General features: G+C 72.5%; 10 protein-coding genes. 5 read left to right on the forward strand and 5 right to left on the reverse strand.

From position 1 onward, the window contains the following. Positions 1–70: 70 nt before the first annotated feature. The 3 genes from Z164_RS0116820 to Z164_RS0116830 all read right to left on the reverse strand — a co-directional run bounded on the left by Z164_RS0116820 (position 71) and on the right by Z164_RS0116830 (position 4,419). Positions 71–1,333 (reverse strand): peptide MFS transporter, encoded by a 1,263-nt coding sequence (locus Z164_RS0116820; protein WP_024891844.1) that lies wholly within the window; start codon positions 1,331–1,333, stop codon positions 71–73. Continuing rightward, positions 1,330–2,331 (reverse strand): dipeptide epimerase, encoded by a 1,002-nt coding sequence (locus Z164_RS0116825; protein WP_024891845.1) that lies wholly within the window; start codon positions 2,329–2,331, stop codon positions 1,330–1,332. The genes Z164_RS0116820 and Z164_RS0116825 overlap by 4 nt, the downstream gene beginning before the upstream one ends. 66 nt (positions 2,332–2,397) lie before the next feature. After that, entirely contained in the window at positions 2,398–4,419 is a 2,022-nt protein-coding gene (locus tag Z164_RS0116830) for a serine hydrolase domain-containing protein (protein ID WP_043690594.1), read from the reverse strand. A 240-nt stretch (positions 4,420–4,659) separates the two neighbouring features. On the opposite strand from Z164_RS0116830, the gene Z164_RS0116835 reads away from it, so the two are divergent. Next, positions 4,660–5,352: a helix-turn-helix domain-containing protein gene (locus Z164_RS0116835; protein WP_024891847.1), complete on the forward strand. Its 693-nt coding sequence runs from the start codon at positions 4,660–4,662 to the stop codon at positions 5,350–5,352. A gap of 402 nt (positions 5,353–5,754) precedes the next feature. Here Z164_RS0116835 and rpoD read toward each other — a convergent pair whose 3' ends face one another. Continuing rightward, positions 5,755–7,629 (reverse strand): RNA polymerase sigma factor RpoD, encoded by a 1,875-nt coding sequence (gene rpoD, locus Z164_RS0116840; protein WP_024891848.1) that lies wholly within the window; start codon positions 7,627–7,629, stop codon positions 5,755–5,757. A gap of 269 nt (positions 7,630–7,898) precedes the next feature. Beyond that, positions 7,899–8,339, reverse strand: a complete 441-nt coding sequence (gene dtd / locus Z164_RS0116845; protein ID WP_024891849.1) for a D-aminoacyl-tRNA deacylase — start codon at positions 8,337–8,339, stop codon at positions 7,899–7,901. Positions 8,340–8,468: 129 nt separating this feature from the next. Between dtd and Z164_RS0116850 the strand changes: the two genes are divergently transcribed. The 4 genes from Z164_RS0116850 to Z164_RS0116865 all read left to right on the forward strand — a co-directional run bounded on the left by Z164_RS0116850 (position 8,469) and on the right by Z164_RS0116865 (position 13,792). Next, positions 8,469–9,410, forward strand: coding sequence for a lauroyl acyltransferase (locus Z164_RS0116850; protein WP_024891850.1), 942 nt, complete (start codon positions 8,469–8,471; stop codon positions 9,408–9,410). After that, a complete protein-coding gene (locus tag Z164_RS21500) occupies positions 9,407–9,994 on the forward strand; it encodes a PH domain-containing protein (RefSeq protein WP_024891851.1) in 588 nt (195 codons plus the stop codon). Before Z164_RS0116850 ends, Z164_RS21500 begins: the two co-directional genes overlap by 4 nt. Continuing rightward, a complete protein-coding gene (locus Z164_RS0116860; protein ID WP_024891852.1) occupies positions 9,978–11,549 on the forward strand; it encodes a PH domain-containing protein in 1,572 nt (523 codons plus the stop codon). Before Z164_RS21500 ends, Z164_RS0116860 begins: the two co-directional genes overlap by 17 nt. 92 nt (positions 11,550–11,641) lie before the next feature. Beyond that, positions 11,642–13,792 carry a TonB-dependent siderophore receptor gene (locus Z164_RS0116865; protein WP_024891853.1) on the forward strand — a complete coding sequence of 717 codons (2,151 nt, stop codon included), beginning with the start codon at positions 11,642–11,644 and terminating at the stop codon, positions 13,790–13,792. Position 13,793: the final 1 nt, after the last annotated feature.

Below are 13,793 nucleotides of genomic sequence, written 5' to 3' on the forward strand. Positions count from 1 at the left end.
TGATCCCAATCGGAGAATTGTCAACTCGTTCGGAAAACATGCCGGATCGGGCCGGCCGCCGCGCCGCAGGTCAGGGCAGCGCGCGGATCGGCCGGTCCAGCCGCCACAGCAGCAGCGCGGCGGCGACCGCGAGCCCCGCCAGCAGCAGGAAGAAGCCGGCGTGGTCGAGCCTCGACCACAGCGTGCCGACGACGCCGGCCAGCAGGCTGCCGGCGAACACGGCGAGGAACCACGACGCGACGGTGGTCGCGCCGAGGCGCGCGGGCGCGAGCCTCGCGAACAGGCCGAGGCCGGTCGGCAGGATGTACAGCTCGCCCAGGGTCAGGAGGGCGAAGAACGCCAGCAGCCAGCCCCAGCCGACCCGCGATTCGCCGGCCACGGCGGCGACCGCGGCCAGCAGCCCGTAGGCGGCCGCGACGATCAGCGCGCCGATCGCCATGCGGATCGCCGGCGAGGTCTCGCGGCCGGCGTCGGCGCGGCGGCGCCAGGCCATCAGCAGCAGCGGCGTCATCGCGATCACCAGCAGCGGGTTCAGCGACTGGAACCAGGTCATCGGGATCGCGCGCCCCGCCCAGCCGCGGTCCACGGCGGTGTCGATCCACAGCGGCAGCGTGTTGCCGATCTGCTCGTAGGCGCCGCGGAAGATCGTCGCCGCGATCCCGACGCCGAGCAGCAGCCGCCACAGTCGGCGGCGATCGCCGCGTTCCTGCCGCGCATCCGCCGGAGGCGGCGGGGCGCGCGGCGGCTCCGGCGGCAGGTCGTGGCGGCCGGCGACGTAGATCGCCAGCCCCAGGCACATGCCGATGCCCGCGGCGCCGAAGCCGTAGTGCCAGCCGTACAGCTCGCCGAGCGTGCCGCAGACCAGCGGCGCGAGGAAGCCGCCGATGTTGAGGCCCACGTAGTAGACGTTGTAGGCGCGCGCGCGGCGCGGATCGTCGGCGCGGTAGAGGTCGCCGATCTGGCTCGGCAGGCTGGGCAGGAACAGGCCGTTGCCCAGCGCGATCGTGACCAGCGCGAGGTAGAACAGCGGCTCGAAGGCCATCACGAAGTGGCCCAGCGCCATGATCGTGCCGCCGAGGACCACCGCGTTGCGCTTGCCCAGCCAGCGGTCGGCGATCGCGCCGCCGAGGATCGGGGTGAAGTACGCCATCGCGGTGTAGGCGCCGTAGACGAAGGACGCCTTTTCCTGCGCGAACAGCAGCTGCTTGGTCATGTAGTAGACCAGCAGCGTGCGCATGCCGTAGTAGGAGAACAGCTCCCACGTCTGGGTGAGGAACAGCACGGTCAGCCCGCGCGGCTGCCCGAACCAGGTGCGGCCGCCGGGCGCGCTCAACCGGGGGCCCCCGGGCCCCAGACCTCGTCGCCGCAGACGATGCGGCCGTCCTCGTAGCGCACCGACGGGCTGCGGTCCTGCGCCAGGAAGATCGGGCCGTCGAGGTCCACCACGTCGCAGTACTGCCCCAGCACGAACGCGGGCGCGGCGGCGAGGCTGGTGCCGGCCATGTTGCCCACCATCACCCGCTTGCCGAGCGCGCGCGCGCGTCTGGCCATCAGCAGGCCCTCGGTGAGGCCGCCGCACTTGTCGAGCTTGATGTTGACCACGTCGAAGTGGCGATGGCGCGCCTCCAGCTCGGCGAGGTCGAGGATGCTCTCGTCGGCGGCGATCGGCACCGCGCGCGCGATGCCGTCGAGCTCGTCCTCGCGGCCGCGCGCGCAGGGCTGCTCCAGCAGCGAGACGCCGGCCGCGACCAGCGCCGGCAGCAGCCGCGGCAGCGTGGCGGCGTCGTAGCCCTGGTTGGCGTCGACGCCGATCCAGGCTTCCGGGCAGCGCGCGCGCACCGCGCGCACGCGCGCGGCGTCGAGGTCCGGCTCGCCGGTCAGCTTCAGCTTCAGCGCGCGCGCCTGCGTGTAGGCGGCCGCGCGCTCGGCCATCGTTGCGGGATCGTCGGCGCCCACGGTGAAGGTGGTCAGCAGCGGGCGCACGCCGTCGAGCCCGGCGAGCCGCCACACCGGCAGGCCGCTGCGCTGCGATTCCAGTTCCCACAGCGCGCAGTCGAGCGCGTTGCGCGCGCCGCCGGCGGGCAGCAGCGCGCGCAGCGCGCCGCGGTCGAGTCCGGCCTCGATGCGCGGGCGCAGCGCTTCGAGCGTGGCCAGCATCGTCTCCGGGCGGTCGTCGTTGTAGTAGACGCCGGCGGCCTCGCCGCGGCCGACGTGGCGGCCGTCGCGCAGCGTGGCCACCGTCGCCGGCATCGCCTCGAACACGTGGCCGGCGATGCGGAACGGCGCCGCCAGCGGCAACGGTTCGTTGTGAAGTTCGAGCTCGACCGGCACGGCTGCGCGCGCTCCCGGGGCTGGATGTGGCACGGGGCCGGCAGCACGGGCCGCCGGCCGGCCGGTTCAGTAGTACGCGCCGAAGCCGACGACGTGGTGGGCGATGCCGATCCACAGCAGGAACAGGCAGGCCAGCGCGATCAGCAGCGCCCACAGCTTGGCGAGCAGCCGCCGGCGGCCGCGCAGCACCTGCCAGGCGTTCCAGACCGCGACCGCCGCGCCCAGCGGCAGCACCACCGTGGCGAACAGCCGCAGCGCGACGATCGGGCCGTCGCTGCCGGGACCGGTCAGCTCCAGGTTGCCGAGCATCGCCACCACCAGGCCCAGCACCGAACCGATGGACAGCAGCACCAGCAGCGCCGCGATCCGCACCCACCGGTGCGCGCGCGCATCCGCGCCCGCCAGCCGGTAGGGCACGCCGTAATAGCGCCGCACCAGCGCCGAGACCGGCCACGCCACCACGGTCAGCAGCAGGATCGCCAGGCTCGCCGCCAGCAGCAGCGGCGCCAGCGCGGCCCAGGCCGACAGCCGCTCGAACAACATGATCGGCGCGTACGGCTCCAGGCTGAAGCGCGTCACCCGGCCGTCGACCACCTCGGCCGCCAGCCGGTCGCTGCTGGCGGTGTCCTGCCACAGGTAGGGCTCGATCTGGCGCCATCGCTTCGGCGCGCCGCTCGGGCCGAGCGCCAGGTTCACGCCGATCGTGCCGTCTTCGTTGGCCACCACCTTCACCGGGCCGAGCAGGTTGGCCAGCGAGAGGAAGCTGCTTTCGGGCCGGCGGCTGCTGACGTAGGTCCCCGCGATCTCACGCGCGTACCGCTTCGCCTCGTCCTCCGCCACGCGCTTCGGCGCCGCCGGCGGCCCGGGCAGGTAGCGGTCGGCGAAGCCGCGCGACAGCGCATAGCGGATGTGGCCCGTCGCGCCGTCGCGCCCGGAACTGTTCATCGACACGAACACGCCGATGCCGTCGTCGGGGAACAGCTGCAGGTCGCTGTGGAACCACTGCGTGTCGCCGCCGTGCGAGATCGCGCGATGGCCGTTGAGCGTGGTCTCGTAGAAGCCGAGCATCATGCGGTTGAGCGGCCCGACCGAAGCCTGTCCGGTCGAATGCATCGCGCGCGCGGTCTCCGCGCGCAGGATGCGGCCGTCGCCGTAGGCGCCGCCCTGCAGGTGCGCGATCATGAAGCGCGCCATGTCCGCGCCGGTGGAGGCCAGGCTGCCCGCGGGCGCCAGGCTGATGAACTCGTAGGGCTTGGGCTCGCCGTCCGATGCCTTGGCGTAGCCCTTCGACATGCCCGCCAGCAACGGCGCCGGCAGCGGCTGGCGGAAGCTGGAGCGCGCCATGCCCAGCGGCCGGAACAGGTGCCGCTCGACGTAGTCGTCGAAGGGTTCGCCCGAGACGCGCTCGACGATGTAGCCCGCCAGCGCCGTGGCGTAGTTGGAATAGGCCGGGGTGGTCCCCGGCACGTGGATGCGCTCGGGCACCCAGCGCTTGAGCGCGTCGCCCAGCGGCACCAGCTCCTCGGCGCGCGCGGTGATCAGCGCGCGGATCTGTTCTTCCATGCCAGTGGTGTGGGTCATCACCTGGCGCAGCGTCGCCGGCACGCCGTCGCGCGCCGGGATCTCGAAGTCGAGGTACTGGTTCACGTCGGCGTCGAGGTCGAGCCTGCCCTGCTCCACCAGCTGCATCACCGCGGTCCAGGTGAACAGCTTCGACACCGAGCCGGGGCGGAACAGCGTGTGCTCGGGATCGACCGGCGCGCGCGCGGCGAGGTCGGCGTAGCCGTAGCCCTTCTGCAGCAGCACCTCGCCGTCCTTCACCACCACGACCACCGCGCCGGCCACGTCGCCCGCGTCCAGCGCGTAGGGCAGGAAGCCGTCCAGCCAGGCCTCGAGGTCGGGGCGGGTCAGGCGGGCCGTCTCCGCCGGCGCCGGCGCGGGCGCGGGCTCGCCGGCCGTTTCCGCGGCCGGCGCGACCGGCGTCGGCGCCGGCACGGCCGCGGGCGGGAGCGAGGCTTCCTGCGCCGCGGCGCAGGCGAGCCCGGCCGCCAGCAGCCAGCCGCACAGGATCGAGGGAATCGCGCGCATCGAACGGTCTCCGGGCGGGGTGACGACTTCGGGACGCCGCGGCCGCGCCCGCACCGCGGCCCGCCCCTTCGACTGTCCTGATCTGGCGATCATGATCCCAATTGGAGAATTGTCAACCGGGACCGAGCCGATGCACCTCAGCGTATCGATCGCGGCCCTTCCCAGCGATCCCCGGCGGGGCGATCATGCTCCCCCGCGGGCACGAGCCATCGCGGGCGTTCTCCTGGAGATCCGGCACGGATGACATCGCAACACCCCACCATCGGCGGGCTGCTGCGCTCGCTGCGCGCGCGCAGGGGCTGGACGCTCAAGCAGATGAGCGAGCATTCCGGCATTCCGCTGTCGACCCTGTCGAAGGTCGAGCACGACCGCCTGACCCTGACCTACGACAAGCTGCTGCAGCTCAGCCAGCGCCTGCAGCTGCGCATGTCGGAACTGTTCGCCGAGCAGACCGAGGCGCCCGAGCCCGCGGTCACCGCGCGCCGCAGCATCGGCCGGATCGAGGACGCGATCCGCGTCACCACGCCCAACTACGACTACCACTACCTGTGCCCGGAACTGCGCCGCAAGCGCATGATCCCGGTGCTGACCCGGGTGCGCGCGAAGAGCCTCGACGAGTTCGGCGAGCTGGTGCGCCATTCCGGCGAGGAGTACGTCCACGTCCTGGAAGGCCGCGTGGAGGTGCATACCGAGTTCTACGACCCGATCGTCCTGGAAACCGGCGAATCGGTGTACATCGACTCCAACATGGGCCACGCCTACATCGCCGCCGACGGCTGCGACGAGGTGCTGCTGCTCGGCGTCTGCTCCAGCGCCGACGAGCACCTGATGGAATCGCTGATGACGCTGCACGCCGACGAGAGCGCGCCGCAGGCGCGAGCGCCCGCGAAACCCGCCAGGCGCATCGCGAAGAAGAAGCCCGCCAGACGCTAGGCGGCATCGACATTCATCGCGCGAAAGCGGTCCCTCCCGGGGGCACGCGGTCTTTGCCTTCCCCCGCAAGCGGGGAACACTCTGTTTTTCCCTTCCCCCGCAAGCGGGGGAAGGTGCCGAAGGCGGATGGGGGCACGCCGCAGGCGTGTAAAGCGGCCCTCATCCGGCGCTTGCGGGAGAAGGAACAAGATGAGCCCGCTTGCGGGAGAAGGGGCGACATGGCCCCGCTCGCGTGAGAAGGAACGGCATGTCCCGCTTGCGGGAGGAGCGACAGCGCCGGTGCTGCAGGTCGAATGCCGATACACCCCGGCGGCGGCGCAGCTTGCGCCCTCCGGAAACGCGAAGCCCGCCTGACGGCGGGCTTCGTCGCTGCGACCGGTTCCGGGCCCTCGGCCCGCGGCCTCAGTCGATGTCGAGGAAGCTGCGCAGCTGCTCGGAGCGGCTGGGGTGGCGCAGCTTGCGCAGGGCCTTGGCCTCTATCTGGCGGATGCGTTCGCGGGTGACGTCGAACTGCTTGCCGACTTCCTCGAGGGTGTGGTCGGTGTTCATGTCGATGCCGAAGCGCATGCGCAGCACCTTGGCCTCCCGCGGGGTCAGGCCGGCCAGCACCTCGTGGACGGTCTCGGAGAGGTTGATGTTGGTGGTGGCCTCGACCGGGGACTCCACGTTGGTGTCCTCGATGAAGTCGCCCAGGTGCGAATCCTCGTCGTCGCCGATCGGGGTCTCCATGGAGATCGGCTCCTTGGCGATCTTCATGACCTTGCGGATCTTGTCCTCGGGCATGTCCATCTCCTTGGCCAGCTCCTCCGGCGTGGCCTCGCGGCCGTACTGCTGGAGCATCTGGCGGGAGATGCGGTTCAACTTGTTGATCGTCTCGATCATGTGCACCGGGATGCGGATCGTGCGCGCCTGGTCGGCGATCGAGCGGGTGATCGCCTGGCGGATCCACCAGGTGGCGTAGGTCGAGAACTTGAAGCCGCGGCGATGCTCGAACTTGTCCACCGCCTTCATCAGGCCGATGTTGCCCTCCTGGATCAGGTCCAGGAACTGCAGGCCGCGGTTGGTGTACTTCTTGGCGATCGAGATCACCAGGCGCAAGTTGGCCTCGACCATTTCCTTCTTGGCCTTGCGCGCCTTCGCCTCGCCGTAGGCCATCGCCCGGTTGATCTCCTTGAGATCGGCCAGGGTCACGCCCATCGCCTTCTCGGTGGCGATGATCGCTTCCTGCTCGGCGATGATCTGCTCGCGCACCTCGCGCAGGCCCGAGGACCACTTCTGCTTGCGCTTGAGCATCTCGTCCACCCAGCCCAGGTTGGTCTGGTTGCCTTCCCAGGCGCGGATGAAATCCTTGCGCGGCATCTTGGCCACGCGGGTGGACAGGTCGAGGATGCGACGCTCGCGGTCCTTGATCTCGTTGACCACCTCGCGCAGCTTGCGCACCAGCGTATCCACCAGCGGCAGCGGCAGCTTGAAGGTGACGAAGATCTCGGCCATCTCCTCGCGCAGCTTCAGCACCGGCTTGGCGGTGGGGCCGTTCTTGGCGTAGGACTTCAGGAACTTGGCGTACAGCGCGCCCATCGCCTCCATGCGGCGCGCGACTTCCTCCGGGTCGGGGCCGGAGGGACCGGCTTCCTCGGCCTCGCCGGCGTCGTCGTCCTCTTCCTCGTCGGCATCGGCGTCGGCGTCGGCATCGACGTCGGCCGCGCGCGCCTCCTCGGCGGCGGCCGCGGCGTCTTCCTCCTCGAGGTGGTCGTTGAAGCCGACCACGATCTCGGCCAGGCGCTTCTTGCCCGCCTTGTGCTGCTCGTAGTCCTCCAGCAGCAGCTGCACCGACCACGGGAAGCTGGCCACCGAGGCCAGCATCTGGTTCAGGCCCTCCTCGATGCGCTTGGCGATCGCGATCTCGCCCTCGCGGGTCAGCAGCTCGACCGTGCCCATCTCACGCATGTACATGCGCACGGGATCGGTGGTGCGCCCGCCTTCGCCGTCGAGCGCGGTCAGGGTGGCGGCGGCCTCCTCGGCGGCGGTGTCGTCGACATCGCGGTTGCCGCCGGACTCGCCGGCCAGCAGCAGGGTCTCGGCATCGGGCGTGGTCTCGTGGACCTGGATGCCCATGCCGTTGATCATGCCGATGATGTCTTCGATCTGCTCCGGATCGACGAGGTCGTCGGGCAGGTGATCGTTGACCTCGGCATAGGTCAGATAGCCCTGCTCAAGGCCCTTGCTGATCAGCTGCTTGATGTCGGACTGCGGCGCTGCCTGACGTTCGTTGGCCATAGAATCGCGCTACCGGAAAATGGGGAAAAAGTGAACCCGTAATTATACCATCGGGGCGCCCGCCCCGCCCTGCCGGGCGGCGGACGCCGCCTGCGGCGCGGTTCAGGAACGCGGCAGGCGAGTGCCGGCGCCAGCGCCCGGCCCGCCCGATATGGGCCCGCTCCGCCGGTTTTCCAGCGCCGGCCACGGGGCCCCGGTTCACGCTCGCCGGACGCGCCCGCGCGGCGCGGGCCCACAAGCGGCGCCGGCGAACCCGGCGGCCGCGCCGTTCAGGACCGGAGCAGGAAGGTGACCGGCCCGTCGTTGACCAGGCCGACCTCCATGTGGGCGCCGAAGCGGCCGGTTTCCACCCCGGGCGCGTGCCGGGCGCGGCAGGCGGCGACCAAGGCGTCGAAGACCCGCTCGGCGGCCTCCGGCGCCGCCGCGGTGCTGAAGCCGGGCCGCATTCCGGAGCGGGTGTCGGCGGCCAGGGTGAACTGGCTGACCAGCAGCAGGCCGCCGCCGGTCTCGGCCAGCGAGCGATTCATGCGCCCCGCCGCGTCGCCGAACACCCGGTACCCCAGCAGCCGCGCCGCCATCCGCTCGACCTGCGCCGCACCGTCGCCGGGCTCCACCCCGACCAGGGCCAGCAGCCCGGGACCGATCTCGCCCACGACCTCGCCACCGACGACGACGCGGGCCTGGGAAACGCGCTGGATGAGGGAGAGCATGGGGGGGCAGGGGCCGGGGGCCAGGGAGGAGCGAGGAAAGTATCGCGATCGCCTTCGCGCGGTGAAGGCCCCTGCCCCCCGACCCCTGGCCTCTGACCTCTGCCCCCCCGCCCCACTACACTTGCCGGGATGTCCGATCTGCTCGCCCGCCTCCTCTACGCGCTCGCCGCCGGCTTCGCGCGGCTGCCGTGGCCCTGGCAGCGCGCGATGGCCGGCGGACTGGCGCGGACGTGGATCCGGCTGGATGCGCGCGAGAGCCGGGTTGCGCGGCAGAACCTGGAGATCGCCTATCCCGAGTGGCTGCCCAGCGAACGCGACGCCTGGCACCGCGCGGTGCTGCGCACCACCGCGCTGCAGTTCGTGGAAACCCTGCGCTTCTGGACCCAGCCGCACGCGCGCAACCTGGCGCTGATCCGCCAGACCCACGGCGTGGCCCACTTCGATGCCGCGCTGGCGGCCGGGCGCGGCCTGATCGTGGCCGCGCCGCACTACGGCAACTGGGAGCTGCTGAACCAGTGGCTGGCCTCGCGTACGCCGATCTCGGTGCTGTACCGGGCGCCGGAGTCGAGCGTCGGCGAAGCCTTCCTGCGCCGGGTGCGCGCCGACGCCGGCGACCGGGTCACCCAGATCCGCGCCGAGGGCCCGGCGGTGCGGCAGTTGTTCAAGCTGCTGCGCGAGGGCGGGGTCGCCGGCATCCTGCCCGACCAGCAGCCCAAGGCCGGCGAGGGCGAATACGCGCCGTTCTTCGGCAAGCGCGCGCTGACCATGACCCTGCTCGGCCGGCTGGCGGCCAGGACCGGGGCGACGGTGCTGTTCGCCTACTGCGAGCGGATCGGCGCCGGGCCGGAGTTCGCGCTGCGCATCGAGCCGGCGCCGCCGGCGCTGGCCTCGGACGATCCGGCGGAGTCGGTGGCCGCGCTCAACGCCGCGGTGGAGCGCATCGCCCGCCGCGACCCCGCGCAGTACCAGTGGACCTACAAGCGCTACTCGCTGCGCCCGCCCGGCAGCGGCGAGCCTTACCCCTACCCCAAGGCGCACGAGGTCCCCGGCGCCGACGAAGGCGCCGCATGACCGATCCCGATCGCGACACGCCCGACGCGGCCGCGGCCGACGCGCCGCCGCCCGCCCCGGCGCCGTCCGCGCCGTCCGCGCCATCTACGCCGCCTGCGCCGCCGCACGGCGACACCGGCTGGCAGGCGCTGCCGCCGCGCGCGCGCTGGCTGTTCGTGCTCTCGGGCGCGCTGGGCTTCGCGCTGCCGGGCGCGATCGGGCTGGCGGTCCTCGGCACCCTGCTCGGCGGCGGCGAGAGCGTGCGCACGCTGATGCTGTCGGCCTGGGCCGGCACGCTGGCCTGGGGTGCGTGGATGGGCCTGCGCCGCTACCGCTACACCCGCTGGCGGCTGGACGCCGACGGCTTCGGCCTGCAGCGCGGGCGGCTGTGGTTCACCGAGACCCGGGTGCCCGGTTCGCGGGTGCAGCACATCGACATCCGCCGCGGGCCGCTGGAGCGCCGCGCCGGGCTGTCGACGCTGCTGGTCCACACCGCGGGCACCCGCGACAGCGCGGTGGCGGTGCCGTGCCTGGACGCCGGCGACGCCGAGCGCCTGCGCGACCGCCTCGCGGCCTGGGTGGGGGCGGATGACGACGAGGCCTGAGCCGCCCCCGGGCGATGGCGACACCCCGCCCCCGCTCGACGCGGCCGAGGCGGCGCTGCCGACCGCGGCGGAGCGGCGGCTGCATCCGCTGTCGTGGGTGTTCGTGCTGTCCTCGCAGGTCGGGCAGATGCTGCTGCCGCTGCTGGCGGTGGCGATCTTCGGCGCGCGCGGCGAGGACAACATCCGCTTCGCGCTGCTGATGATCGTGCTGGCGGTGCTGCTGGCGGCGGCGATCTGGCGCTACCTGACCTTCACCTACCGCATCGGCGAGGACAGCGTGTTCGTGCGCAGCGGCGTGCTGGAGCGCAGCCTGCGGCAGATCCCGTTCTCGCGCATCCACGACGTCGCCCTGCACCAGAACCCGCTGCACCGGCTGCTGGGCGTGGCGGAGGTGCGGCTGGAGTCGGCCGGCGGCAGCCGCCCCGAGGCGCGCATGCAGGTGCTGGCGCTGCCCGAGGCGCTGGCGCTGGAGCAGGTGATCCGCCGCCGCGGCAAGCCCGCCGCGGCGCCCGCCGAAGGCGCCGGCGACGCCGCCGCGACGACGCCCGAGGCGCGCACGCTGCTGACCCTGCCGCTGGGCGAGGTGGTGCGGCTGGGCCTGGTCTCCAACCGCGGCATGGTGGTGGTCGCCGGCGGCTTCGCGGTGCTGATGCAGGCGCTGCCCGACGACGTCGCCGGCGACCTGCTCAATCGCTACGCCGGCGAAGTCTTCGGCTACGCCAGCCACCTGGCCGGAACCGGCGTGCAGCGCGCGGCCGCCGCGGCGCTGCTGCTGGTCCTCGCGCTGCTGGCCCTGCGGCTGCTGTCGGTCGCGCTTGCGCTGGTGCAGTACCACGGTTTCCGGCTGGTCGAGGACGGGCGCCGGCTGAGCGTGGAGCGCGGCCTGCTCACGCGCATGCGCAACAGCGCGCCGCGGCGCCGGATCCAGGCCTGGACGCTGCGCGAGACCCTGCTGCACCGCCTGCTGCGCCGGCGCGCGCTGCATGTGGACACCGCGGTGATCAGCCGCGGCAACGAACTGCGGGGGCTGTCGGAACTGGCGCCGATCGCCACGCCGGAGGCCTGCGACGGCCTGGTGCGCCACCTGGCCGGCGCGCAGGCCTGGCCGCCGGCGCGCTGGGCGCCGCTGCACCCGCGCGCGTGGCTGCGCCTGCTGCTGCCCGGCGCGCTGTTCGCCGCCGCGCTGACCGCGGGCCTGTCGTGGTGGTTCGGCGCCTGGGGCCTGCTCGGCCTGCTGTGGCTGCCGTGGTCGGCGCTGGTGGCGGTGCAGCACGCGCGCCGCGCGGGCTATGCGCTCGATGCGCGCATGCTGGCAGTCCGCGAGGGCTGGTGGTCGCGGCACTGGCGCTTCGCCGAGATCGACAAGCTGCAGGCGCTGCGCCTGCGGCGCTCGCCGCTCGACCGCTGCAGCGGCATGGCCTCGCTGTGGCTGGACACCGCGGGCGCGGGGGCGATGTCGCCGCCGCTGCGCATCCGCCACCTGCCGGTGGCCGAAGCGCAGGCGCTGCTGGAACGCCTCAACGCCGCGGTCTCGCGGCGCCGGCTGCGCTGGTAGCGGCGCCGCGGCATCGCGTCGGCCGAGGGGGCACACACAAAAGACGATAACAATTATCATTCCCGCCCCCCCCCTTCGCTCCTGGCCCCCGGATGTCGCGACCCGCTTTCCGCCTCCTCCCCCATCCCCTGGCCCTCGCGCTGCTGCTGGCGCTGCCCGATGCCGCCGCGCAGGCGCCGACTGAGGGCCGCGAGCCGGAGGCGACCGAGCTCGACGCGGTGAAGGTGTTCGGCCGTGCGCAGACGCTGTACCGGTCGGAGGACGCCGCCGTGGCGACCCGCACGGACACCCCGCTCGCGCTGGTGCCGCAATCGGTCCAGGTGCTGCCGCGCGAGCTGATCGACGACCAGGCCGCCTACGACGTGACCGACCTGTACCGCAGCATCAGCGGCGTGAGCTACTTCAGCTACGCGGGGGTGACGCTGCGCGGCTTCCGCCAGGAGAACGTCCTCTACGACGGCCTGCGCGGCGATCCGTACGCGGGCTTCTCGGTGCCCCAGCTGTTCAACATCGAGCGCGTGGAGGTGCTGAAGGGCCCGGCCGGCGCCTTGTACGGCGGCGGCGAGCCGGGCGGCGTGATCAACTACGTGACCCGCAAGCCGCAGCGCCGGGCGCTGCGCCGGGTGGAGGTCTCGCTGGGCAACGAGGACTTCGCGGCCGGCTCGTTCGAGGCCACCGGCCCGCTGTCGGACCGGATGCGCTACCGGGTCGGCCTGCACGCCGACGGCGACGAGGGCGTGCGATGGAACGCGGACAGCGAGAGCCGGATCGGCGATGCGTCGCTGGCCTTCGACGTCGGCGTCGCCGGCGAGTTCACGCTGCAGGTGACCGACATCGAGCAGAACCTCGGCGGCAACCGGCTGCGCGGGGTGCCGGCGACCGACGACGGCGCGTTCCTGACCGACCGCCGCTGGAACCACAACGAGGCCACCGATTTCCTCGACATGGACGCGCGCGTGGCGCTGGCGCAGTACCGCGTCTCGCCCTCGACCGACTGGGACATCGAACTGTCGGCGCGCTGGTTCGAGAACAGCGAGCACCAGATCTACCACGAGCCGATGGGCCTGATCGACCGCGACGGCGACGGCACCGCCGAGTGGATGACCCGCCAGCTGCGCAACCAGCTCCGCGACAACGAAGGCCTGACCGTGGCCGGCAACGCCGTCTGGCGCTTCTCGACGGGCGCGGTCGAGCACAAGCTGCTGTTCGGTGCCGACGGCTACCGCCTGGACGCGGACTTCCGCGCGCAGACCGCCAACAGCGCCGACCTGGCCAGCGGCGCCGGCCCGGTACCGGGCATCGACCTGTTCGCGCCGGCCTACGGCCTGAGCTCGTACCTGGACTACGGGCTCGACGCGCTGCCCTGGCGCGGCACCAGTACCCGCGGCGTCCGCTACGGCGGCTACGTCCAGGACGAAATCGCGCTGACCCCGCGCTGGCAGGTGCTCGCCGGCCTGCGCTGGGACGGCTTCGAGGACGAGGACCGCCTCGGCGGCGGCCGCGTAAACGGTCACGACCTGAGCTGGCGGCTGGGCAGCACCGTCGTGCTGCGCGAGGGCGTGAACGCCTACGCCAACGTCGCCAGCGGCTTCGTGCCGCAGGCGACCGCCAACCAGGATCCCGCCGCGGGCGGCCCGTTCGACGCCGAGCGCGGCCGGCAGTGGGAGGCGGGTCTGAAGACCGAGCTCGCCGGCGGCCGCGTGATGCTGGGCGCCGCGCTGTACCGGATCGAACGCAGCAACATCGTGCAGGCCACCGGCGAGGTCGTGGACGGCGTCAACCAGCTCGCCGCGCTGGGCCTGGTGCGCAGCGAGGGCCTGGAGATCGACCTGCTCGCCGACCTCACCGAGCGCTGGGTGCTCAACGTCGCCTACGCCTACAACGACGCCCGCGTGGTCGAAGCCGGCAGCAACGGCATCACCAACGCCTCCGGCGACCGCTTCGCCAACGCGCCGCGCAACAAGCTGGGCCTGTGGACGCGCTACGACCTGCCGGCGTTGTCCTCGGCGTTCGGCTTCGGCCTGGACTACACCGACGAGCGCCTGAGCCTGGACGGCCAGCGGGTTGCGCCGTACACCGTGTTCGACCTGAGCTGGCAGACGACGCTCGGCCCGTGGAAGTTCCAGGCCAACGTCAAGAACCTGTTCGACAAGGTGTACGCGGCCAGCGGCTTCACCGAGCGCACCGGGCACTTCCCCGGCGAGCCCCGCCGGCTCTACCTGCAGGCCGCGTACGCGTTCTGAC

Source organism: Luteimonas huabeiensis HB2 (assembly GCF_000559025.1).
GTDB classification, from domain to species: Bacteria; Pseudomonadota; Gammaproteobacteria; order Xanthomonadales; family Xanthomonadaceae; genus Luteimonas; species Luteimonas huabeiensis.

Excerpts from the sequence above, each read along its gene's own strand:
- rpoD (WP_024891848.1), bottom strand. The coding sequence starts at position 7,629 with ATGGCCAACGAACGTCAGGCAGCGCCGCAGTCCGACATCAAGCAGCTG.
- Z164_RS21500 (WP_024891851.1), top strand. The coding sequence starts at position 9,407 with ATGACCGATCCCGATCGCGACACGCCCGACGCGGCCGCGGCCGACGCG.
- Z164_RS0116850 (WP_024891850.1), top strand. The coding sequence starts at position 8,469 with ATGTCCGATCTGCTCGCCCGCCTCCTCTACGCGCTCGCCGCCGGCTTC.
- Z164_RS0116860 (WP_024891852.1), top strand. The coding sequence starts at position 9,978 with ATGACGACGAGGCCTGAGCCGCCCCCGGGCGATGGCGACACCCCGCCC.
- dtd (WP_024891849.1), bottom strand. The coding sequence starts at position 8,339 with ATGCTCTCCCTCATCCAGCGCGTTTCCCAGGCCCGCGTCGTCGTCGGT.
- Z164_RS0116835 (WP_024891847.1), top strand. The coding sequence starts at position 4,660 with ATGACATCGCAACACCCCACCATCGGCGGGCTGCTGCGCTCGCTGCGC.
- Z164_RS0116830 (WP_043690594.1), bottom strand. The coding sequence starts at position 4,419 with ATGCGCGCGATTCCCTCGATCCTGTGCGGCTGGCTGCTGGCGGCCGGG.
- Z164_RS0116865 (WP_024891853.1), top strand. The coding sequence starts at position 11,642 with ATGTCGCGACCCGCTTTCCGCCTCCTCCCCCATCCCCTGGCCCTCGCG.